This is a genomic window from Synechococcus sp. CC9311, from assembly GCF_000014585.1.
GTDB lineage: Bacteria > Cyanobacteriota > Cyanobacteriia > PCC-6307 > Cyanobiaceae > Synechococcus_C.
The window spans coordinates 371,683-392,866 of record NC_008319.1 but is presented as its reverse complement, the minus strand read 5'-3'; the positions used below and the strand labels follow the sequence as shown (position 1 = coordinate 392,866).

Here is a 21,184-nt window from a genome sequence, read left to right as displayed (position 1 = left end):
ACGTACAACAGCAACGGCGTTCGCATTCCGTAGCTGGTTGAGCTATTTCGGATCCTAAGGATTCGCCCACCCCAGCTAGCGTCGAGTCATGGATGCAGCAATGCCACCTCCGCCGCCAGCGACCATTGCGGAGGTACGCCTCACTGACCAGTTCAGTGGAGATCGCCTAACGATTGGCGGCATCGAGACCTCGAGCTCTTGGTTATGGCAAGGCCAGGGAGCCTCGAACCCTAAGCAGCTCTGGTTGCCTCTCGATTTGCTTGTTGGGCAGATGGGATTTCAACGTCAAGCCAATCGTGACGGAGAACAGCTCGAGTGGTATGGCTTTCAACTGCCTTTGAGTGGTGTGCAACAACGCACGATCGGGGATGAGGTCGCCCTCGATGCGCTGCCTTGGTTAAACGCACTCGGGGTTCAAGTGAACCGATCCAAGAACTCTCTGAGGGTGGACCTTCCCAAGCCCCATCTAAAAACGCTCAGACAAGGCAAAGGAGGCAGCGCCAACCGTCTTGTGATGGACCTCAGTGGACCTGCCCTCGTTCAGCGCCAGGGCGATGATCTGCTTCTACAAATGAAGGTCACTCCTGCTCAAGAAAGCCAATTGCGCAGCATTGGTTTGCAAACTCGACAGGAGGCTGGTGGGCTGAAGCTGCTGGGCCAATCCAGCAAGCTCTCGACCTTGACCCTGAAGGGACCATGGCGGGTCGTTCTCGATGGCATCACCTCTACAAAGCCGGCGATAAGGCGACGTCAAGTCCAAGCCTTTCAGAGCGCACTACTCGCCCCGGAGATGCAAGCGCTCATCAAGAAAGGGTTGGTTGTTGATCAGCGCGTGGTTCAAGTGGGAGTCAAGCGAATACAGCTGTATCGAGCGAGTGTTCAGCACAACACCTCAGCTCTGCTTTTACGCCCGCTTGCCCCCAGCCATGCCCAGCCCGGGCTGCGCTATCTCAATCAGTTGGCGCGACCTGCCAAAGCGCTTGTGGCGGTGAATGGAGGTTTTTTCAACAGGGTTCGACAACTCCCCCTTGGCGCTGTTCGTCTTAACAACACGTGGCTTTCAGGCCCAATCCTCAACCGAGGTGCGATCGGCTGGGACCGCAACGGCCCGCTGATCTTTGGACGCCTTCAGTTAATCCAGGACATGACCGTTGCTGGACGACGGCGGTGGCCTCTCGGGATGCTCAACAGCGGCTATGTCCAACGCGGATTGAGTCGCTACACCAGAGCCTGGGGCCCAACATATCGCGCGCTCAGTGGAGAAGAGCAAGCGTTGACGCTCAAGGAAGGACGCGTTGATGCGGTGTACGACCAATCCGCCCTCGTTCGCGGCGTTCCTTTGCCCTTAAAGGGAGACCTGATCGTTGCGCGAGGCGGGATCGCACTTCCTGCCCAGGTGGGAGATGCGGTGACCATCAAGATCCGCAGCTCAAACCCCTTGGGCGAACGCCCTCAAGTGATGGGTGGAGGGCCCCTTCTCCTACAAAACGGAAGGGTTGTATTGAATGGCCGACAGGAGGGCTTTAGCCCTGGTTTTCTTGCTGTTTCAGCACCTCGCACCGTTGTGGCGCAAGACAAGGAGCGGGTTTGGCTCCTCACCGCCAAGGGCGCCAATGGCAGTGATCCCACCCTCCTTGAAACGAGCCTTGCACTGAGACAGCTCGATCTCACTGACGCACTCAATCTTGACGGGGGAGGTTCCACCACCATGCTCATCGCCAACACAACAGTGATGACAGGCCGGGGCATCACTCCGCGCGTCCAAAACGGTCTCGGCTTTGTGAGTGGGGGATCGATGGTGCTGGCAAACTGAAGCCATCAGCATGCGAATGGCTATGGGCGCCACGTTCTCCATCAGCGCCTCCGCTGCGGCGGAACTCGGTCGTCAGGCTGCGATAGCAGGGACACCAGGGTTGATGCACCTGGACTTGGTGTCTGGAAGTTGTGAACAACACGTCATCCGCTTGCGCCCCGGTCACCTTGCAGGAATTGCCATGGCACGTGCGGACGGAGTCACCCTTCACGCTCCGGAAGAGCAGCTTCATCTCTTAGAGGGGCTTTGCCTTGATTACCGCGGCGATTTGAGTGGCGGCGGCTTCCTAATCAGCCCCCAAGACAACGTGCGTTGCTGTCTATGCGGAAGCGCATTTTCCCGCTGTTAAGAGGAAAAGGTCGGACGAACCAGTATGGTGACGGATTGTCGAACTAGGTCGGGTCTCCGGCCGCATCCCGACCGTCGATGCCAACCATCCAGCAACTAATCCGTCACGAGCGTCAGACCCTCAAGGCGAAAACCAAATCTCCTGCGCTTAGGGCTTGCCCGGAGCGACGGGGCGTATGCACCCGCGTGTATACCTCTACACCGAAGAAGCCGAATTCGGCTCTACGCAAAGTGGCCCGTGTACGCCTCACCTCAGGGTTTGAGGTCACGGCTTACATCGGTGGCATCGGTCATAACCTCCAAGAACACTCTGTGGTCCTCATTCGTGGAGGGCGAGTTAAGGATCTTCCCGGTGTTCGCTACCACATCATTCGTGGAACCTTGGACACCGCTGGTGTCAAGGATCGCCGTCAATCCCGTTCGAAGTACGGCGCCAAGGCGCCTAAAGAGTGATCCACACTCCCTTCTAATTCTCACCCTGTTTCTCCACTCCTAACGGTTCATGTCTCGCCGTAACGCAGCAGTCAAACGTCCGATTCTGCCGGATCCACAATTCAACAATCGGCTCGCCACGATGATGGTGGCCCGCTTAATGAAGCACGGAAAAAAGTCCACCGCCCAACGCATCTTGTCGGATGCCTTTGGAATGATCGGTGAACGCACCGGTGGTGATCCTGTAGAACTGTTCGAAACGGCAGTCAAGAACGCGACTCCACTTGTAGAAGTTCGTGCACGCCGTGTTGGTGGTGCTACTTATCAAGTTCCGATGGAAGTGCGCCAAGAGAGGGGCACTGCAATGGCCCTGCGTTGGCTCGTCAATTTCTCAAGAGCTCGTAATGGTCGCAGCATGGCCCAAAAGCTTGCTGGAGAATTAATGGATGCTGCCAACGAAGCTGGTAGTGCCGTCCGCAAACGGGAAGAAACTCACAAGATGGCCGAAGCCAACAAAGCATTCGCCCACTATCGCTACTGATCTTCAGTCAACCTGATTATCCCAGGTTGACATGTAGAGTCACATTCGCCTTTTAACGCCCCACCCCGGAGTATCCTGTGGCACGCGACTTTCCCCTGGAACGCGTCAGAAATATTGGTATTGCAGCCCATATTGACGCTGGTAAAACAACCACCACTGAGAGGATTCTGTTCTACTCCGGTGTCGTGCACAAGATTGGAGAGGTGCATGACGGTGCAGCCGTAACCGATTGGATGGCCCAAGAGCGCGAGCGTGGGATCACGATTACTGCCGCTGCTATTTCCACAAGCTGGAATAATCACCGGATTAATATTATTGATACTCCTGGTCACGTTGACTTCACCATCGAAGTTGAACGCTCCATGCGCGTGCTCGACGGAGTGATCGCAGTCTTTTGCGCTGTGGGTGGCGTGCAACCTCAATCTGAGACGGTGTGGCGCCAAGCCGACCGTTATTCCGTGCCACGGATGGTGTTCGTCAACAAGATGGACCGCACTGGTGCCGATTTCCTAAAAGTTTTTGGTCAAATCAAGGATCGCCTCAAAGCCAATGCTGTACCCATCCAGCTTCCGATTGGAGCCGAAGGCGAACTCAGTGGAATCATCGATCTTGTTGAAAACAAAGCTCATATTTATAAAGATGATTTAGGTCAAGACATCGAAGTCACCGATGTTCCGGCCGACATGAAAGACGAGGCAGATAAGTGGCGCAACGTTTTGATGGAAACGATCGCTGAAAACGATGAAGATCTCATCGAGAAGTTCCTGGAATCAGGTGAACTTTCTAATTCCGATCTGAAGCGAGGTATTCGTACAGGGGTTCTTAAGCACAATCTAGTTCCGGTACTCTGCGGCTCAGCCTTTAAAAACAAAGGCGTGCAACTTGTTCTCGATGCTGTTGTTGATTATCTTCCAGCGCCGATTGATGTTCCACCAATTCAAGGCCTTCTTCCAAACGGAAAAGAAGCTGTTCGTCCGTCCGATGACAACGCACCCTTCAGTGCTCTGGCCTTCAAGGTGATGGCCGATCCTTATGGGAAGCTCACCTTTGTTCGTATGTATTCAGGTGTCCTTGAAAAGGGAAGCTATGTCTTGAATTCGACGAAAGATACCAAGGAGCGTATTTCTCGCCTGGTCGTGCTGAAAGCCGATGATCGCGAAGAAGTTGATGCACTACGGGCCGGCGATCTAGGTGCAGTTCTTGGTCTTAAGAACACAACGACTGGAGACACCCTCTGCGCAACAGACGATCCGATTGTTCTGGAAACTCTGTTTGTTCCTGAGCCCGTTATCTCAGTTGCGGTAGAGCCCAAAACCAAAGGAGATATGGAGAAACTCTCCAAGGCTCTGGTGTCTTTGGCCGAAGAAGACCCCACCTTCCGCGTTCGCACGGACCAGGAAACCGGACAGACCGTGATTGCGGGTATGGGCGAACTCCACCTCGAAATCCTGGTGGATCGCATGCTGCGTGAATTCAAAGTGGAAGCCAATATTGGTGCTCCTCAGGTGTCCTACCGAGAAACCATTCGTGGTTCCTCCAAAGGAGAAGGGAAGTTCTCAAGGCAAACCGGTGGTAAAGGCCAATACGGTCATGTTGTTATCGAGATGGAGCCTGGCGAGCCTGAATCTGGCTTTGAATTCATCAACAAAATTGTTGGCGGCATCGTTCCCAAGGAATACATCAAGCCAGCCGAGCAAGGCATGAAGGAGACCTGCGAGTCAGGTGTGATTGCCGGTTATCCACTCATTGATGTCAAATGCACGATGGTCGATGGGTCCTATCACGATGTGGACTCGTCGGAGATGGCTTTTAAGATTGCTGGCTCCATGGCCTTCAAGGACGCGGTCAAGAAGTGCAATCCTGTGCTTCTTGAGCCGATGATGAAGGTCGAAGTCGAAATCCCCGAGGATTTCCTCGGTTCGGTGATCGGCGACCTGTCTTCCCGCCGGGGACAGGTAGAGGGCCAATCCGTCGACGACGGAACGTCTAAAGTCTCCTCCAAGGTGCCCTTGGCCGAGATGTTCGGCTACGCCACCGAACTCCGATCCATGACCCAGGGTCGGGGTATTTTCTCGATGGAATTCAGTCACTACGAGGATGTTCCTCGCAATGTGGCCGAGGCCATCATCTCCAAGAATCAGGGCAATTCCTGATCTCTACACTTCCTTAATTCACCCCTAGATTCTTTACCAAAATGGCTCGCGAGAAGTTCGAAAGGAACAAGCCCCACGTCAACATCGGCACCATCGGCCACGTTGACCACGGCAAAACCACCCTCACCGCTGCGATCACAAATGTGCTCGCCAAAAAAGGTCAGGCAGAGGTTCAAAACTATGCCGACATTGACGGTGCTCCTGAGGAGCGCGAGCGCGGTATCACCATTAATACCGCTCACGTTGAGTACGAAACTGATAGTCGTCACTACGCCCACGTTGACTGCCCCGGTCACGCGGACTACGTGAAAAACATGATTACTGGTGCTGCTCAGATGGATGGCGCCATCCTCGTGTGTGCAGCCACCGATGGCCCCATGGCCCAAACCAAAGAACACATCCTGCTCGCCAAGCAAGTTGGCGTTCCCGCCTTGGTTGTTGCACTAAACAAGTGCGACATGGTCGACGATGAGGAAATCATCGAGCTGGTTGAACTCGAGATCCGCGAGCTGCTATCCAGCTACGACTTCCCCGGCGACGATATTCCTGTCGTTCAAGTTTCTGGCCTCAAAGCCATCGAAGGCGAAGCTGAATGGGAAGCCAAAATTGAAGAATTGATGGCTGCTGTGGATGCAAGCATCCCCGAACCCGAGCGTGAGGTTGATAAGCCATTCCTGATGGCAATTGAAGACGTGTTCTCCATCACTGGACGTGGCACCGTCGCAACGGGTCGTATCGAACGCGGCATCGTCAAAGTTGGCGAAGAAGTCGAAGTCGTGGGCATCAGAGAGCCCCGTAAAACCACCGTTACCGGTGTGGAGATGTTCCGCAAACTGCTCGACGAGGGCATGGCCGGAGACAACGTGGGTCTCCTACTTCGCGGCATTCAGAAGGAAGATATCGAGCGCGGCATGGTGCTCGTGAAGCCCGGCTCCATCACACCTCATACGAAGTTTGAGGGCCAGGTTTATGTGCTCAAGAAAGAAGAAGGGGGTCGCCACACACCTTTCTTTGCTGGCTACCGCCCTCAGTTCTATATCCGCACCACCGACGTGACGGGCCAGATCACTGCATTCACTGCGGAAGATGGCTCCAACGTTGAAATGGTCATGCCTGGAGACAACATCCAGATGACTGGTGAGTTGATCTGCCCTGTTGCCATGGAATTGGGCATGCGCTTCGCTATTCGTGAAGGCGGCCGCACCATCGGAGCTGGCGTGGTCTCCAAGATCATCGAATGATCTAATGTTCAATCCCTGTAAGGGGGCAGCCTGACTGTGGTGAGGCCGTCCCTTACAGTTCTTGAGTGGGAAGAGCATCAAACACTGAAGCTCTTCCTGTCCGAACCTAGACAATCCAACTTCTCAGTCTCTTTCAGAGACCATCTTGCGCCTCCATGTCCACCGCAATCGCTCAGCAAAAGATCCGCATTCGTCTCAAGGCGTTTGATCGCCGCATGCTGGATCTCTCTTGCGACAAAATCATTGAAACTGCCGACAACACGGCGGCAACGGCCATCGGTCCTATTCCATTGCCAACGAAGCGCAAAATCTATTGCGTTCTGCGCTCGCCCCACGTGGATAAGGATTCACGCGAGCACTTTGAAACCAGGACCCATCGACGCATCATCGATATCTATAGCCCTTCTGCTAAGACCATCGACGCTCTGATGAAGCTCGACCTCCCCAGTGGGGTCGATATCGAGGTCAAGCTCTGATCGGCGCCCCATCCAACGATCAGCTGCCTAGAATTTTTTTGTTCGCTTAAGCATGCGTGGTTGATCTGTCCGTCAGAGAACTTCCTCTGTTTCCTCTGCCGGATGTAGTCCTGTTCCCAAGTGACGTTCTGCCACTGCATATCTTCGAGTCGCGCTACCGAATGATGTTGCAGAGCGTCCTGGAAACAGATCGACGCTTTGGCGTCGTGCGATGGGATCCAAATCAACAAACGATGGCAGCTGTTGGTTGTTGTGCTGAAGTCATTCAGCATCAAACCGGAGACGATGGCCGCAGCAACATCGTGACCCTCGGCCAACAACGCTTTCGGGTGCTCAACGTCACCAGAGAGATGCCCTTTCGTTCGGCAATGGTCAGCTGGATCGAAGATGAACCAGTTGACAACACCAGCGAATTGGAGTCCTTAGCTGCAACCGTGACCCAAGCTTTGAAAGATGTTGTGGAACTCACGGGCAAACTGACCGACTCCAAATCTTCACTGCCTGACGACCTGCCAGACCTTCCTCGCGAGCTCTCCTTCTGGATCGGAGCGCATCTAGGAGGCCCAGTAGCTGACCAACAACAAGACCTTCTGGAGCTCACCAGCACACGCACACGCCTGGAGCAAGAGTTCGAAATGCTGGATGAGACCCGTCGCCAGCTCGCCGCTCGCACCGTTTTACGCGACACACTGACAGAGACAGATCCAAGCAACGGTTAATGCCTTCACCGACTGTTCTCATACCAACAGCAGCTGGATTACTGCTCTTGGGTTGCGCCTACCAGCTCTGGAATCGTCGCAATCGCGCCTACCACTCCAGTGAGAGCGTTGCTGCCGCATACGACGCCTGGACAGATGACCAGTTACTGGAATCCCTTTGGGGTGAGCATGTTCATCTTGGCCACTACGGATCCCCACCCCAGCCTCGGGATTTCAGACAGGCCAAATCCGACTTCGTTCATGAGTTAGTCCACTGGAGTGGCTTCGATCAATTGCCACCAGGATCCCGTGTTTTAGATGTGGGTTGCGGTATCGGGGGAAGCGCCAGGATCCTTTCTCGCGACTACGGTTTAGACGTACTGGGTATCAGCATCAGTCCGGCTCAGGTGAACAGAGCCACCCACCTAACACCAGACTCTCTGCCCTGTCGCTTCGCAGTGATGGATGCCCTCAACCTGCAACTTGAGGATCAAAGCTTTGACGCCGTTTGGACGGTCGAGGCCGGTCCGCATATGCCTGACAAGCAGCGGTTTGCCAACGAACTCTTAAGAGTCCTAAAACCTGGCGGTCGCCTGGCTGTTGCCGACTGGAATCGCCGTGATCCTGTGGATGGTGCCCTTAATCGGCGCGAACGCTGGGTGATGCATCAATTACTCACACAATGGGCGCATCCTGAATTCGCCAGCATCCGAGGCTTTCGCCAGAACCTTGAGAACAGCCCTCATCATCGCGGCACCATCAGCACCGATGATTGGACAGACGCCACCTTGCCCTCTTGGAATGAATCCATCCTCGAAGGCATCCGCAGGCCCAATGCAATCCTCCGCCTTGGCCCCAAGGCAGTGCTGCAGGGCCTACGTGAAACACCAACGCTGTTGTTAATGCGCTGGGCTTTTGCCAGAGGGATGATGCAGTTCGGCGTGTTTAAAACTAATCACTGCTGAAACCAAACTGCTGATATCGCAACTGTTGCGATCACTCCAATACTGAACTGGGGTAAGCACCGAAGTGGAGAAGGTGTTCACACAGCGGCTGAAGGCTTGTCGTTAGCTGTTCGAGTAACTCAGACGTCTCTTTCCCAGGTAACTCCACGTCCACAAAGAACACATACTCCCCAAGCTCACGCTTTGAAGGACGCGATTCAATCCGGCTCATGTTGAGACCGAGCTGGGCGATCACTTCCAAGGCCTCGATCAACGCCCCAGGAGTGTTTTGATGCAGTGATAAGGCAAGGCTTGCAACATCTCCTTCGCGACTCACCTCACCGTTCTGAAGCAACAAGAAACGGGTGCGGTTTCCAGCAACATCATTCACTGGATAGGCCAATTCCTGGAGTCCTTGCTGCCCCGCTAAAGACCGATCGGCAATGGCTGCTCTGAAGTGACTGCCTCGCACCATCCTGGCCGCTTCAGCGGTGGAGCTGGCAGGAAGTTGCACGGCCTGCGGTAGATGACGCGCCAACCAGCCACTGCATTGGGCAAGAGCCTGAGGATGGGACAGGACTTCCGAAATACCATCAAGAGTCCCGCTGCTCAGCAACGCATGACGAATCGGTAAAACGACAGCGCGACGAATTCTCAAGTTCGAATAAGACCAGAGAGCGTCAAGGATTGCCGTGACCCCACCTTCAACGGAGTTCTCCACAGGCACCACGGCCGATTCGCAACGACCATCGGCCACATGTTCCACCACAGAACGAAGCCCCAAACAAGCCACCAGCTCTGGATTCTCGATCGCCTCAAGTCTCATGAGGCTGCGAGCAGCCCGCTCCCCATAGGTCCCCTCCGGCCCGAGAAAAGCCACACGCATCGGCATCGGATCAAGACACACATCGATCGATAGGATCATGCCGCGTCAGGACACGGTCATGCCCCTGGCCTTTCGAGCCAGTCAGCATCTTGATCTACCCATCGCAGATGAGTCAGAACGTCTGCGGGCTTATTTGCATGAGCACGACCGCGTGGTCAAAGCATTGCTCGACCCCAACCAGCTCACAGCCTTTGCACCGGGTCGCTACCGCTACACCGTGACAACGCTGCATGTCTTCCAGCTGCAGGTAAAGCCAGTGGTGTCTCTTGAAGTTGATGAAGTGAGCGGACAACTGCGTATCCGTGCACTCGATGCGGACCTCGAGGGCTTGGGGTTAGTGGATGATTTTCAACTGAGCCTTGAAGCCTTGCTTGAGGCGACTCCAAGGGGACTGCAAGGGGAAGCGATGCTGAGCGTGGAAGTGAGCCAGCCTCCACTCCTACGCCTGATTCCCAAGCGTGTGTTGGAGAGCACCGGGGAATCCATCCTGAATGGAATTCTGCTCACGATCAAAGGCAGAGTCGGACGTCAGTTAGTGGCTGATTTCCAATCTTGGGCCAAGGATTTAGACACCCCTCCCCCCAGCAAGTCCGCCCTACACAGTGGCAAATAGCTTTCTCAAAAAGGAGTGTCGGTGCAAAGGGGTTGGGCCACAGGCCAATAGCGCTGCTCGATGTTGAGCCGTTCCATAGCCGGCATGTCTCTCAAGCCCATACCCCGGGAATCGATTGGAAAGCCGGCGAATCAAAGCATCGCGGGCTTCTTTCGCCAATACACTCGCAGCTGCTATGGCGGCATGGCTGCTATCCCCACGCACGATCGTGCGTTGAGAGCCCTCCCACAAACGCAACGGGAGCACTCCATCCACCAAGACCAGCTGGGGCCGGCAGGGCAAGCGCTGAAGAGCACACAACATGGCCTGCTCAGTCGCGCTGCGAATCCCGTCGCGATCAACGGCTCGCGCGGAACTTTGACCCAACCCCCAAGCATGAGCATGGGCCTCAATCAGCGGGACCAGTGCAGCTCGACGACTCGGTGTTAAGGCCTTGCTATCGGTGAGACCAGCCGCTTGCAAATGCTCTGCGGCGTGATCGCTCAAGACAACAGCAGCTGCAAAGACGGGGCCAAACAAGCAGCCACGACCCACTTCATCCACCCCAGCGATGCCAAGGCCATCGCTGGCGATCATCGGACCTGACACCGCTCGTTAGTCATTATTCAGACGTGGATGCAGACGAGCGACGACGACGGCGACCAGGCCTTGATTCGGAGGTGTCAGCAGGCTCAGCAGTGACTTCTGGCTCAGAACTAACGACCGGTTCAGAGATTGAGACAGAGACGGGTTCAGCGACAGAAACAGCGAGAGGCTCAGGTGACATGACCGGCACTGGGGTCTCAATCAAAGGGACGATCTCGACAAGCAACGGCTGTGAAGGGTCGTCTCGATCTAGGGGGGCGACGGGAGTCGTCGGAGCTGATTCATCTCCGCTACCGGATGCAGCGGAACGGCCAGTACCAGTGCCTGCACTACGACCATTTCCTCGTGGCCCACGGCGGCGACGGCGACCTGAGTTCGCCGACATCTGCTGTCGAGCCTGCTCAAGGACCTGCTCTGGGTCTTCACCAGGACGCACGATGCGCACCATCAGGTTATCCAGCTCCGGCTGAGAATCCAGCAGGAGGGCTGGATTCAGCCCAAGCCATCCATAGACCTGTTCTTCGTCTTCATCCATAGGAACCGCAACCAGCTCAGGGTCCTGACGTCGGCTCACGCTTGCAGGCTCAATGGCAGCAGACGTAGCCGCACCAGTGGCACTCTCCACCTCTTCCAAAGGCGCATCGCCCCTGTCGGCAGGACCAGACGCCGATATAACTTTCCCTCGGCCACCGCGACGACGTCGGGCATTCGAGGCCTCTCCAGCCTGAGGGACTTCAGCCCGAGCTGATGCTGCAGAGCGCACCAACCCCGTAGCCGTGGCGAGGGGCTGCATTAGATCCTTGCCAGGAAGCACTGCAACATGACCAAGCCCCCCGCAACTGGGGCAGGCCCGGCCGAACAGTTCATAAATATTTTGCCCCTGACGCTTACGCGTCAGCTCAACAAGACCAAGCTCCGTGAGCTGGGCAATTTGGGGCCGGGCAGCATCGTCACGAATCGCGCCGGTGAAGTGCTCCAGCAACTGCAACTGATCACGACGGGAATCCATGTCGATGAAGTCGACAATGATCACCCCACCAATGTTGCGCAAACGCAACTGCCTCGCTATCTCAATGGCCGCCTCACAGTTGGTCCAGAGCACCGTTTCCCTCGCATTCGCCGAGCGGGTGAACGAACCAGAGTTGACATCAATCACCGTGAGGGCCTCGGTGGGCTCGATGATCACGTAGCCACCGGAGGGGAGGTCAACCCTCGGCTTGAGGGCATCACGAATGGCCCCATTGACTTTGTAATCCTCGAGCAGCTCAGAAGGCTCGGGATGGGCTTCCACAACGACATGACTTCCCTCGTCTCCGAGGAAAGAACGAACCCGTTCCACAGCGGCAGGAGACTCCACCACCACGCGATCCAAATCCAAGCCGGTGTGATCGCGAAGAATGCGATGAATAAAGTCCTCATCGCGGTTGAGAAGCACCGGAGGGGAAGCCGCCTCAGAAGCTTTTTGAATCGCCTCCCATTGACGTAAAAGCGATTCCAGATCGTCGATCAGCAATTCTTCGCTGATTCCATCGGCTTCCGTACGAATCAGCAGCCCCGCACCTGGTGGCTTCACCAGCACACCAAGGGCACGCAGCCGGTTCCGCTCTCCTTCTGAACCAATGCGCCTGGAGATATTGACCCCCTGACCACTGGGTTGAAGCACGAGGTAACGACCTGGCAGCGCCAGATTGCCCGTCAACCGAGGACCTTTCGTACCCGTGGGCTCCTTCATCACCTGAACCAGCACTTTTTGGCGTGGTTCCAGCAGTTCTGTAATACCGGCGGCACCTTTTTTGAGGCGCAAAGGGCCTAAGTCGGTGACATGAATGAAGCCATTTTTTTCGCTTTCACCAATGTTGACGAAAGCAGCATCAATCCCCGGGAGAACATTTTCAACGGTGCCCAAATAGACATCACCGATCTGGTAACGCCCTTGAGCAACGATTAATTCATCGACGCACTCATCTGTGAGAACTGCGGCAATACGCAGTTGCTCAGCAATAACAATTTGTTGGGGCATAAACAATGACTGACGACGCCCGTCAGGATTGGAGCCCGATCAACAGCCAGCCGGCATGTCGCACGGGGTTGGAATGAATTCAAGTGACCGATTCGGTCTAAGTATTCGGAGCGAATTACTCCTCTGATTTGGAGCTCGACTGCAACGCCTAGGCGTTGTATGAAACAGGAGGCTCTGGCCTCTTATTCCGCAGGATGTGGGAGCAAGAAGGTCGGGACGAAACCGTGGCGCAGGCCCGTGGCTTGACGTCTTGTATTCAATTTAGCACCGCACAAGCCGTAGTTCGAGGCGACGAACATTCTTTAGATGCAAAGACTGGGCCAAGGCTTCAGACAACCAATGCTGTAGCTGAGCAGGCTTGAGGCTTCTCCCCTGGTGGTCGATGTGAGCGAGGAGCTCAAGCCTCACCCCATCCACCGGTTCTCGATTCAACGACGCTCCATCATCAACCGGAGACACGATCTCAAGCATCTCTAAAACAGGCTTGCAATCGCGCTGACGGGGACGTCCTTTCTTATCGGTGTCATCCCAAACCAGCGAGTCGCGCGACAACAACGCATCCACCACCTGCTGCCACTGCTCCAACGAAATCGAAGGGTCACCCGCTTGAGATGTCAGCTCAAAGCTCCATCGAGCTGATTCCAGTTGCTGCGAGAGGCTCTGGCCAGATACGGGCACTTCATAGGCCTCCAACAACACAAGGCCTGGGGGGAGTGTTTTTTGCCAGCGCTTCAAAACCTGCAGCGCCTCAACCTGTTCAATGAATTCCAAATCCATCCATTCCCCCTCCCCTTGCACTCCAAGCGGCAAAGCCAAAGCGAGCTGAAGTCGGGGAAGGGGGTGAAAGCCACCGGTGAAACTCATCGGCAATTCAGCACGTCGAAGCGCACGCTCAAACAAGCGCACCAAATCGAGATGGCTTAGCAGGGCCATCGCTCCCGTTTTGCTGAAACGAAACCTGATCCGGCAGACCCGATCGCTCGGTGGAGCCTGCCTGGGCTTCTGAACAGGGATCTCCGGTGGAGGAATCACCACGTTGTGTCCTAGATCAGGGCCGCAGACCCCACAACTGCTGCATCCTTCGAAGGAACAATCCGGAACAACAGCCGCTTCAAGAGCTCGCTTGAGGTCTTCTGCCAACCAGCGCTTATCAATCCCGGTATCGATGTGATCCCAAGGCAATGGCTGAGCACAAAACGCATCCAACCCCTCCTCGCTGAGCGCATTCGCACGTCCCCAGCCGCCTAGTTCAAGGGCTCGGTAGCGGCCCTCAAGGCCTGCTGCTGCAATGGCGCCCGTCCAAGCCTCATACGTCCGATCTAGGGCCTCAAACCATGCATCCATACCGGCACCCGCACGCCATGCTGCTTCGATGACAGGCGCCAAGCTTCTATCTCCGCGACCAACGAAGTCCTCCATGGCGGACAGCCTCACATCCGTGAAGTTGAAACGCACACCGCGAAGGCGCTTCCCGGCTTCCCTCAGCAATTGCTGACGCCTTAAAAACTCCGCCGTCGAAACGCTGTGCCACTGAAACGGCGTATGCGGCTTCGGGGTGAAATTACTGATGGTGATGTTGAGATTGAGGCGACCCAAATCGCGGCAGCGATCGAGCAACATCCGACAGGTCTCGACAATTCCGAGCACATCGGCATCGGTCTCACCCGGCAGCCCGATCATGAAATAGAGCTTCACCTTGCGGAAGCCGTTCTGCATTGCCGTGCGGATTCCATCCACGAGGTCCGCATCCGTAAGGCCCTTATTCACGATGTCTCTCAGCCGTTGGGTGCCGGCTTCCGGGGCAAACGTCAAGCCCGCCTGGCGGGAGCCTCCAAGGATGTGAGCGATGTCGTCATCGAACCGGTCCACTCGCTGACTGGGTAACTGAAGCGTGACATTGCGATCGGCGAGACGATTACGAAGCTCTACCCCCACAGCGGGTAACGCCAGGTAATCGCTGCAGCTCAACGACAACAAAGAGAAGTCGCTGTAACCCGTTCGCTGCATTCCCGTTTCAATCGCCTCAATCACGGCCTCAGGCTCCACGTCCCTCGCTGGCCTTGTGAGCATTCCCGGTTGGCAAAAGCGACAGCCTCGAGTGCAGCCACGACGAATTTCCACCGTCAATCGGTCATGCACTGTCTCCACATGGGGAACGAGTCCCGTCGCGTAATGGGGCATCGGAGTGGCAACACGCCTTAATAGACGGACCGGAAGGCCAGGCTCAAGCGGCTCCACCGTGATCCCTTGCTGATCGGGTTCATAGAGAGACGGCACATAAACCCCTGGAACAGCAGCCAAATCACGGAGCAAGTCCGTTCGGGACAAGCCCGCAGCTTTGGCTTCTGACACCACCAGTCCAATCTCAGGGAGGAGCTCCTCCCCATCGCCTAAGGCAATGAAATCGAAAAAAGCTGCGTATGGCTCAGGGTTGCTGGTGGCTGTGGGACCGCCAGCAAAAATCAGAGGCGGAGACTCAGGATGAGAGAGGGGCAAGTCGCCTCTCTGTGCCGCATAAAGCGGCACCTTCGCCAAATCCAACATGGCGAGAATATTGGTCGCACCCAGCTCGTAGCTGAGGCTGAAGCCAAGGATGTCGAAGGCTGGGAGCGGCCTCCTGCTCTCCACGGCAAACAAGGCTTGATTCCGCTCTTTCAGCCTCTCGGAGAGATCAGCCGCCGGGAGATAGGCACGATCACACAGCTGACCAGGAACGGCGTTGAGTATGGAATAGAGAATGATGTGACCGAGGTTGCTGGAGCCCACCTCATAAATCTCGGGATAGGTCAGAGCCCAGCGCACCCGCGCCGTTTCCCAATCCCGAGGCTCCACCCCCAACTCATACCCCATGTAGCGGGCGGGGCGGTTAATTGAGGCATCCACAAGCTGATCAAACGCCACGACAGCGTGGGGATCTGGATCCTGCTTCGTGTGGGACGGGGCGACAATCACGACCACCAGGGCCTGCTTCTTTCATCGTATGTAGCAGGATGCCCGCAGCAACCCCAGTCATTCGTGGTCAAGGTCAACGGCAATTACCTGAAACTCAAAGCGGGTTATCTGTTCCCGGAGATTGGCCGCAGGGTGAAAGCCTTTAGTAGCGCCAACCCCGAGGCCCAGCTGATTCGTCTCGGCATCGGAGATGTCACAGAGCCGCTACCGCAGGCCTGCCGTGATGCCATGAAATCAGCCATCGACGAGATGGGTACGGCGGAAGGATTCCACGGCTACGGACCGGAGCAGGGCTATGCCTGGCTTCGCGAAGCGATTGCCCGCGATGACTTTCAGGCCAGGGGCTGTGAGATCAGCGCAGAGGAGATCTTTGTATCTGATGGCTCCAAATGCGATAGCAGCAATATTCTCGACATCCTTGGGAGTGGCAATCGCATTGCAGTCACCGATCCGGTGTATCCGGTCTATGTCGACAGCAATGTGATGGCAGGCCGAACAGGCGAGTCTGGTGACGACGGTCGCTATGGCGGCCTCACCTACCTGCCGATCAGCGCCGACAACGGTTTTGCAGCGCAGATTCCGAGTGAACCTGTTGACCTGATCTATCTCTGTTATCCCAACAACCCCACCGGCGCTGTCGCAACGAAGGCGCAACTCAAGAAGTGGGTGGACTATGCCCGGGCCAACAAGGCCTTGATCCTGTTTGATGCCGCATACGAAGCGTTCATTCAAGATCCAGAGCTGCCCCATTCCATTTATGAGATCGAGGGCGCTCGAGACTGCGCGATCGAATTCCGCTCCTTCTCCAAAAATGCCGGATTCACAGGCACCCGTTGCGCCTTAACCGTTGTTCCCAAAGGGCTCAAGGGGAAAGCCGACGATGGTTCTGAGGTTGAGCTGTGGGGGCTGTGGAACCGTCGGCAAAGCACCAAGTTCAACGGCGTGAGCTACATCATTCAGCGGGGCGCAGAAGCGGTGTACTCCGACGCAGGAAAACAGGAGGTGAAAGCGCTCGTGAGCTTCTATATGGAAAATGCTGCCATCATCCGTCGCGAGCTCAGTGCTGCAGGCATTGAAGTTCATGGAGGTCAGCACGCCCCCTATGTGTGGCTGAAAACACCTTCAGGAATGGACTCCTGGAGCTTCTTCGATCACCTCCTTCAGAAGGCCAATGTGGTGGGAACTCCAGGTAGTGGCTTCGGCGCTGCAGGAGAAGGCTATTTCCGCCTATCCGCTTTCAACAGCCGTAGCAATGTGGACGAAGCCATGGCCCGCATTCGCAACCTTTGACCTCATCACTCCTAGATTGGAGGTAATGGGAATCAGTGGCAATGGTGGACACACCCAGCCGTAGCCCCGGTGGGGCTGCGGTTCTTGACAAGCAAACCGAGCGGGTGCGTAAGACATCGCCCCGCTACAAGGTTTTGCTTCACAACGACCCTGTCAACAGCATGGAGTACGTCGTTGTCACCCTTCAGCAGGTGGTTCCCCAGCTCAGTGAGCAGGATGCAATGGCCGTGATGCTGGAAACCCACAACACCGGAATCGGTCTCGTGATCGTTTGCGACATTGAACCCGCTGAGTTCTATTGCGAAACCCTGAAGAACAAGGGCCTGACCAGCACCATCGAACCAGAAAGCTGAGAACAATCTCTTTAACAGCGTTGAGGACATCCTGGTTCACGCTGAAACCACGGTGGATCCCCACCATTACTCTCATTCCTGCCCTTTACGCACTGGGTTGGTTGCTGTTGCAACCCATCAGCCTTCTGGTCCCAGGACGGTCGATCCCTTCTCAAGACCTGATCGGCACAGGCATCAGTGTGTTGTTGTTTCTGCTGATCCTGCCGAGCTGGACGCGGACCCGCTGGGAAACGCGTCACCCATGGAGACAACTTGGACTGAAGGCGGCAGCGCGTGGGCCGAGCAGTCGCCGCTCTCTTCTGAACGGCCTGGGATGGGCCGCCTCACTGTTACTGATCATCTGTTTGATCAGCTTGGGAGGTCAATGGGGGCAATGGCTGGGAGATTTCAGTGCTGCCAAGCTGATCAACGCCCTACTGCTTTGCTTTGGCGTTGGCCTGATCGAAGAGCTGCTATTCAGAGGCTGGCTTTTGGGAGAGCTCAATCTGCTCATTGGTGCGAAGCGAGCTGTTCCCGCACAAGCGGTGATTTTCAGCCTGGTGCACACCCGATTCAATTTGGGATTTTGGCCGATGCTGAGCCTATTAATCGGTTTATTCCTACTAGGGATGGCCCTTGCGACGCGTCGGCAACTCGACGGTGGCTCACTTTGGGGATGTATCGGGCTGCATGGCGGATTGGTTGGCGGCTGGTTTGCGCTTCAGTCCGGCTTAATTCAGTGGTCTCCTGAATCTCCGTTTTGGCTAACAGGCCCTGGAGACAATCCCCTAGGAGGCATGGTGGGGATAGCCTGCTTCGCGGCTTTACTCAGCTTTCAGCTGACTGCCTTGGCTAAAGCGGCGCGTCCCTGAACAGGGGCACGAAGAGCTTGGTCGAGGGGCGCAACTCCGTAGTCCCTCTCAAGAAGTTCCATCACCGTTTTGCCAAAACGTCCAGGATCGCGATCAAACGCTTCAAGGCAAACCCGACCGAAGGTGCTGCCCATCGGCTCAGGATTCCAGAGGAGTTTGCGTGCCGTCCAAGGCATCATGCTCATCGGGTTGTACCCAGGCTTAATCAGGCCTTGATCGAAGCCGTATTGCTCGAGATGCGTGTGGGGTTGCAAGCCAATAAAAAAAATAGCGGGCTCGACCCGGTCTTCACCGAAAATCGCTTCAAGTTCACGGTGATACGCCACGGTTTGCCGAATCGTTTCCGGCCTTTCATCAATCACGTTGAAGGAGTAGTTCACCGAGACGTGATCATGGAAGCCAGCCTCGGCCAGCATCCTGCAACTGTCCAACACAGTGCGCAGGTTGTACCCCATACGCATTTTGCGCACGAGCTCCTGGGAACCTGACGTAATCCCAATTTCGAAATAACTCATGCCCGTCTCAACCATCAACTGAGCCAACTCAGGGTCCAAGTTGTCGGCTCGGATGTAGGCCGCCCATCGAATCCCAGTTAGGCCTTCAGCCTTGATCGCACGCAACAGCTCTTTTGCATCCTCGATGTATTTGCGAGCGGGGATGAACTGAGCATCTGTGAACCAAAAACCACGCACTCCCCGGTCATAAAGCTGCCGCATCTCAGCGACAACTTCCTGCACAGGATTGACCCGAACTTGCTTGCCTTCCACAACGGTGTAGACGCAATAACAACAGTTATGAGGGCAACCTCGTTTGGTCTGAACGCCTACGTAAAAGTCACCACCTTCCAAGTACCAATCCAGCTGTGGCCAGATTGAAGAGATGTAGTTGTAATCACACGCTGTCTTTGGCCTGCTCTCGGGTTGCTCGTGGATCAAACCAGGGCGAGGAGCCTCTCCCACAACGAAGCATCGCTCTCCATCTAGCGGTTGCTGGGCCAGAAGCTTTTCGAGAAGGGGCTCACCCTCGCCAATTGAGATGATCGTGCCCTTGGGCAAGGATCGGCCCAGCTGTTCATAGAAAACGCTGACTGCGCCTCCTCCGAGGACAGCACGGGCCTCGGGACTATGGCGACGCGCCCTTTTCAAACCATGGCGCACCAATTTCTGATTGCGATGCAGCTCTCCGTAATGACTGGTCATTAGGCGCAATCCACCCAAGGCCCCTTTGACACGCTTCAGAGGGTTGCGTGCGTAGAACACTTCAAATGAGTTTTGAAGTGGGTTTCCACCCCGGCCATCCACAGGGGCATAAATCTGAATGTCTCTCCAGGAGAACACCAGCAGCGTGGGCCGAAACTGATCCACCACATTGAGCAAAACGCCCTCAACATCCAAGACAGGAAGTGCGGCCAAATCAAGAATGCGCTGGGGCAAGTCCGGGAAACACTTGTGCAAGTGATCAGCCAGATAAATCGGGCCGATCGGAAAGATCGGATTGCATGGCAAACGCACAAACAGGACCCTTTCGCCTGCTGCCCTTGAACCCTTTATCGACACTGCATTGCTCATCTGCGGACGCTAACAACTGCATCCGCTGCAACGCCCGGCCGCGGACTTCAGGATTGCTTCATGAACGAGCGGTTACAAACCGCAAAGTTGCTTTACAATTCAATCGGCAGGGCATCCTGCCCTTCCGTAACCGTCTCCTTGTGAGACCTTCTTTTCCGTTCTCATGACTACCACCATCCAGCAGCGCTCCGGCGCTAACGGTTGGCAGCAGTTCTGTGATTGGGTCACCTCCACGAACAACCGTCTGTATGTCGGTTGGTTCGGTGTGTTGATGATCCCCACACTGCTTGCCGCTACCACCTGCTTCATCGTCGCTTTCATCGCCGCACCTCCGGTTGATATCGACGGCATCCGCGAGCCTGTTGCAGGTTCACTGATGTATGGCAACAACATCATTTCTGGTGCTGTTGTTCCTTCCAGCAACGCCATCGGCTTGCACTTCTACCCAATCTGGGAAGCTGCCTCACTCGACGAGTGGCTCTACAACGGCGGTCCTTTCCAACTGGTTGTGTTCCACTTCCTGATCGGCATCTACGCCTATATGGGACGTGAGTGGGAACTTTCCTACCGCTTGGGCATGCGCCCTTGGATCTGTGTTGCATACAGCGCACCTGTTGCTGCTGCATCTGCAGTGTTCCTGGTTTACCCCTTCGGTCAGGGTTCGTTCTCTGACGCCATGCCTTTGGGCATCTCTGGAACCTTCAACTACATGTTGGTGTTCCAGGCTGAGCACAACATCTTGATGCACCCCTTCCACATGCTGGGAGTTGCTGGTGTGTTCGGTGGTTCACTGTTCTCCGCCATGCACGGTTCATTGGTGACCTCCTCCTTGGTTCGTGAAACAACCGAGACCGAGTCCCAGAACTATGGCTACAAGTTCGGCCAAGAAGAAGAGACGTACAACATCGTGGCTGCTCACGGCTACTTCGGTCGCCTGATCTTCCAATACGCCTCCTTCAACAACAGCCGTAGCCTTCACTTCTTCCTTGCAGCCTGGCCTGTTGTCGGCATCTGGTTCACCGCCCTTGGCGTGTCAACCATGGCCTTCAACCTGAACGGCTTCAACTTCAACCAGTCCATCCTTGATGGTCAGGGCCGTGTCCTGAACACCTGGGCCGACGTGTTGAACCGTGCCGGTCTCGGCATGGAAGTGATGCACGAGCGCAACGCTCATAACTTCCCTCTCGACCTGGCAGCTGCTGAGTCCACACCTGTGGCTCTTCAGGCACCTGCAATCGGTTGATCTGGAAACCAACCAAAGTTCAGATCAACTGAACTAGAAAGCCCCCGCCGATTGGTGGGGGCTTTTTGTTGCCTGAGTCAATCGTGTTTTCTTGTTGGCGGATGGATGGCATTGATCCGAATTAGAGCAGCATTAAAATCAAGACAAAAGGATCCGTGAAGCTCAAGACATTAGCCA

Annotated in this window: 19 protein-coding genes; 14 read left to right on the top strand and 5 right to left on the bottom strand. The window is 55.7% G+C overall.

The window, feature by feature from the left end:
* The first annotated feature begins 100 nt into the window (after positions 1-100).
* From SYNC_RS01855 to SYNC_RS01815, 9 genes are all read left to right on the top strand, one after another.
* Positions 101-1,813 (top strand): phosphodiester glycosidase family protein, encoded by a 1,713-nt coding sequence (locus tag SYNC_RS01855; RefSeq protein WP_237699247.1) that lies wholly within the window; start codon positions 101-103, stop codon positions 1,811-1,813.
* 22 nt (positions 1,814-1,835) lie between these two features.
* A complete protein-coding gene (locus SYNC_RS01850) occupies positions 1,836-2,162 on the top strand; it encodes an AIR synthase (protein ID WP_011618356.1) in 327 nt (108 codons plus the stop codon).
* 77 nt (positions 2,163-2,239) lie between these two features.
* The gene (gene rpsL, locus SYNC_RS01845; protein ID WP_011618355.1) at positions 2,240-2,614 is read left to right on the top strand and encodes a 30S ribosomal protein S12; all 375 of its coding nucleotides are present in this window, start codon (positions 2,240-2,242) and stop codon (positions 2,612-2,614) included.
* A gap of 49 nt (positions 2,615-2,663) precedes the next feature.
* On the top strand, positions 2,664-3,134 hold the full coding sequence (rpsG, locus tag SYNC_RS01840) for a 30S ribosomal protein S7 (RefSeq protein WP_011618354.1): 471 nt from the start codon (positions 2,664-2,666) through the stop codon (positions 3,132-3,134).
* A gap of 77 nt (positions 3,135-3,211) precedes the next feature.
* Positions 3,212-5,287, top strand: a complete 2,076-nt coding sequence (gene fusA, locus SYNC_RS01835; RefSeq protein ID WP_011618353.1) for an elongation factor G — start codon at positions 3,212-3,214, stop codon at positions 5,285-5,287.
* A gap of 41 nt (positions 5,288-5,328) precedes the next feature.
* A complete protein-coding gene (gene tuf / locus SYNC_RS01830; RefSeq protein ID WP_011618352.1) occupies positions 5,329-6,528 on the top strand; it encodes an elongation factor Tu in 1,200 nt (399 codons plus the stop codon).
* Between the two features lie 155 nt (positions 6,529-6,683).
* Positions 6,684-7,004 (top strand): 30S ribosomal protein S10, encoded by a 321-nt coding sequence (rpsJ, locus tag SYNC_RS01825; RefSeq protein WP_006042265.1) that lies wholly within the window; start codon positions 6,684-6,686, stop codon positions 7,002-7,004.
* 56 nt (positions 7,005-7,060) lie between these two features.
* Positions 7,061-7,723 carry an LON peptidase substrate-binding domain-containing protein gene (locus SYNC_RS01820; RefSeq protein ID WP_011618351.1) on the top strand — a complete coding sequence of 221 codons (663 nt, stop codon included), beginning with the start codon at positions 7,061-7,063 and terminating at the stop codon, positions 7,721-7,723.
* Positions 7,723-8,667 carry a methyltransferase domain-containing protein gene (locus SYNC_RS01815; RefSeq protein ID WP_011618350.1) on the top strand — a complete coding sequence of 315 codons (945 nt, stop codon included), beginning with the start codon at positions 7,723-7,725 and terminating at the stop codon, positions 8,665-8,667. The genes SYNC_RS01820 and SYNC_RS01815 overlap by 1 nt, the downstream gene beginning before the upstream one ends.
* A 31-nt stretch (positions 8,668-8,698) precedes the next feature.
* Here SYNC_RS01815 and pheA read toward each other — a convergent pair whose 3' ends face one another.
* The gene (pheA, locus tag SYNC_RS01810) at positions 8,699-9,538 is read right to left on the bottom strand and encodes a prephenate dehydratase (RefSeq protein WP_011618349.1); all 840 of its coding nucleotides are present in this window, start codon (positions 9,536-9,538) and stop codon (positions 8,699-8,701) included.
* A 31-nt stretch (positions 9,539-9,569) separates the two neighbouring features.
* Here pheA and SYNC_RS01805 point away from each other — a divergent pair, with 31 nt between their 5' ends.
* The gene (locus SYNC_RS01805; protein ID WP_011618348.1) at positions 9,570-10,145 is read left to right on the top strand and encodes a DUF1997 domain-containing protein; all 576 of its coding nucleotides are present in this window, start codon (positions 9,570-9,572) and stop codon (positions 10,143-10,145) included.
* On the opposite strand, the gene SYNC_RS01800 is transcribed toward SYNC_RS01805, so the two are convergent.
* From SYNC_RS01800 to SYNC_RS01790, 3 genes are all read right to left on the bottom strand, one after another.
* On the bottom strand, positions 10,128-10,721 hold the full coding sequence (locus tag SYNC_RS01800; RefSeq protein WP_011618347.1) for a ribonuclease HII: 594 nt from the start codon (positions 10,719-10,721) through the stop codon (positions 10,128-10,130). The genes SYNC_RS01805 and SYNC_RS01800 overlap by 18 nt on opposite strands.
* A 25-nt stretch (positions 10,722-10,746) precedes the next feature.
* The gene (locus tag SYNC_RS01795) at positions 10,747-12,750 is read right to left on the bottom strand and encodes an Rne/Rng family ribonuclease (protein ID WP_011618346.1); all 2,004 of its coding nucleotides are present in this window, start codon (positions 12,748-12,750) and stop codon (positions 10,747-10,749) included.
* A gap of 261 nt (positions 12,751-13,011) precedes the next feature.
* On the bottom strand, positions 13,012-15,600 hold the full coding sequence (locus SYNC_RS01790) for a TIGR03960 family B12-binding radical SAM protein (RefSeq protein WP_237699299.1): 2,589 nt from the start codon (positions 15,598-15,600) through the stop codon (positions 13,012-13,014).
* Between the two features lie 165 nt (positions 15,601-15,765).
* Between SYNC_RS01790 and SYNC_RS01785 the strand changes: the two genes are divergently transcribed.
* The 3 genes from SYNC_RS01785 to SYNC_RS01775 are packed head-to-tail and all read left to right on the top strand — an operon-like array spanning position 15,766 to position 18,196.
* Positions 15,766-16,992, top strand: coding sequence for an LL-diaminopimelate aminotransferase (locus SYNC_RS01785; protein WP_041426857.1), 1,227 nt, complete (start codon positions 15,766-15,768; stop codon positions 16,990-16,992).
* Between the two features lie 41 nt (positions 16,993-17,033).
* On the top strand, positions 17,034-17,345 hold the full coding sequence (gene clpS / locus SYNC_RS01780; RefSeq protein WP_011618343.1) for an ATP-dependent Clp protease adapter ClpS: 312 nt from the start codon (positions 17,034-17,036) through the stop codon (positions 17,343-17,345).
* A gap of 20 nt (positions 17,346-17,365) precedes the next feature.
* Positions 17,366-18,196, top strand: a complete 831-nt coding sequence (locus SYNC_RS01775) for a CPBP family intramembrane glutamic endopeptidase (protein ID WP_011618342.1) — start codon at positions 17,366-17,368, stop codon at positions 18,194-18,196.
* Here the strand turns inward: SYNC_RS01775 and SYNC_RS01770 are convergent.
* Positions 18,160-19,764 (bottom strand): photosystem II high light acclimation radical SAM protein, encoded by a 1,605-nt coding sequence (locus SYNC_RS01770; protein WP_011618341.1) that lies wholly within the window; start codon positions 19,762-19,764, stop codon positions 18,160-18,162. The genes SYNC_RS01775 and SYNC_RS01770 overlap by 37 nt on opposite strands.
* Before the next feature lie 163 nt (positions 19,765-19,927).
* On the opposite strand from SYNC_RS01770, the gene psbA reads away from it, so the two are divergent.
* Positions 19,928-21,007 (top strand): photosystem II q(b) protein, encoded by a 1,080-nt coding sequence (gene psbA, locus SYNC_RS01765; RefSeq protein WP_011618340.1) that lies wholly within the window; start codon positions 19,928-19,930, stop codon positions 21,005-21,007.
* The last annotated feature ends 177 nt before the right edge of the window (positions 21,008-21,184 follow it).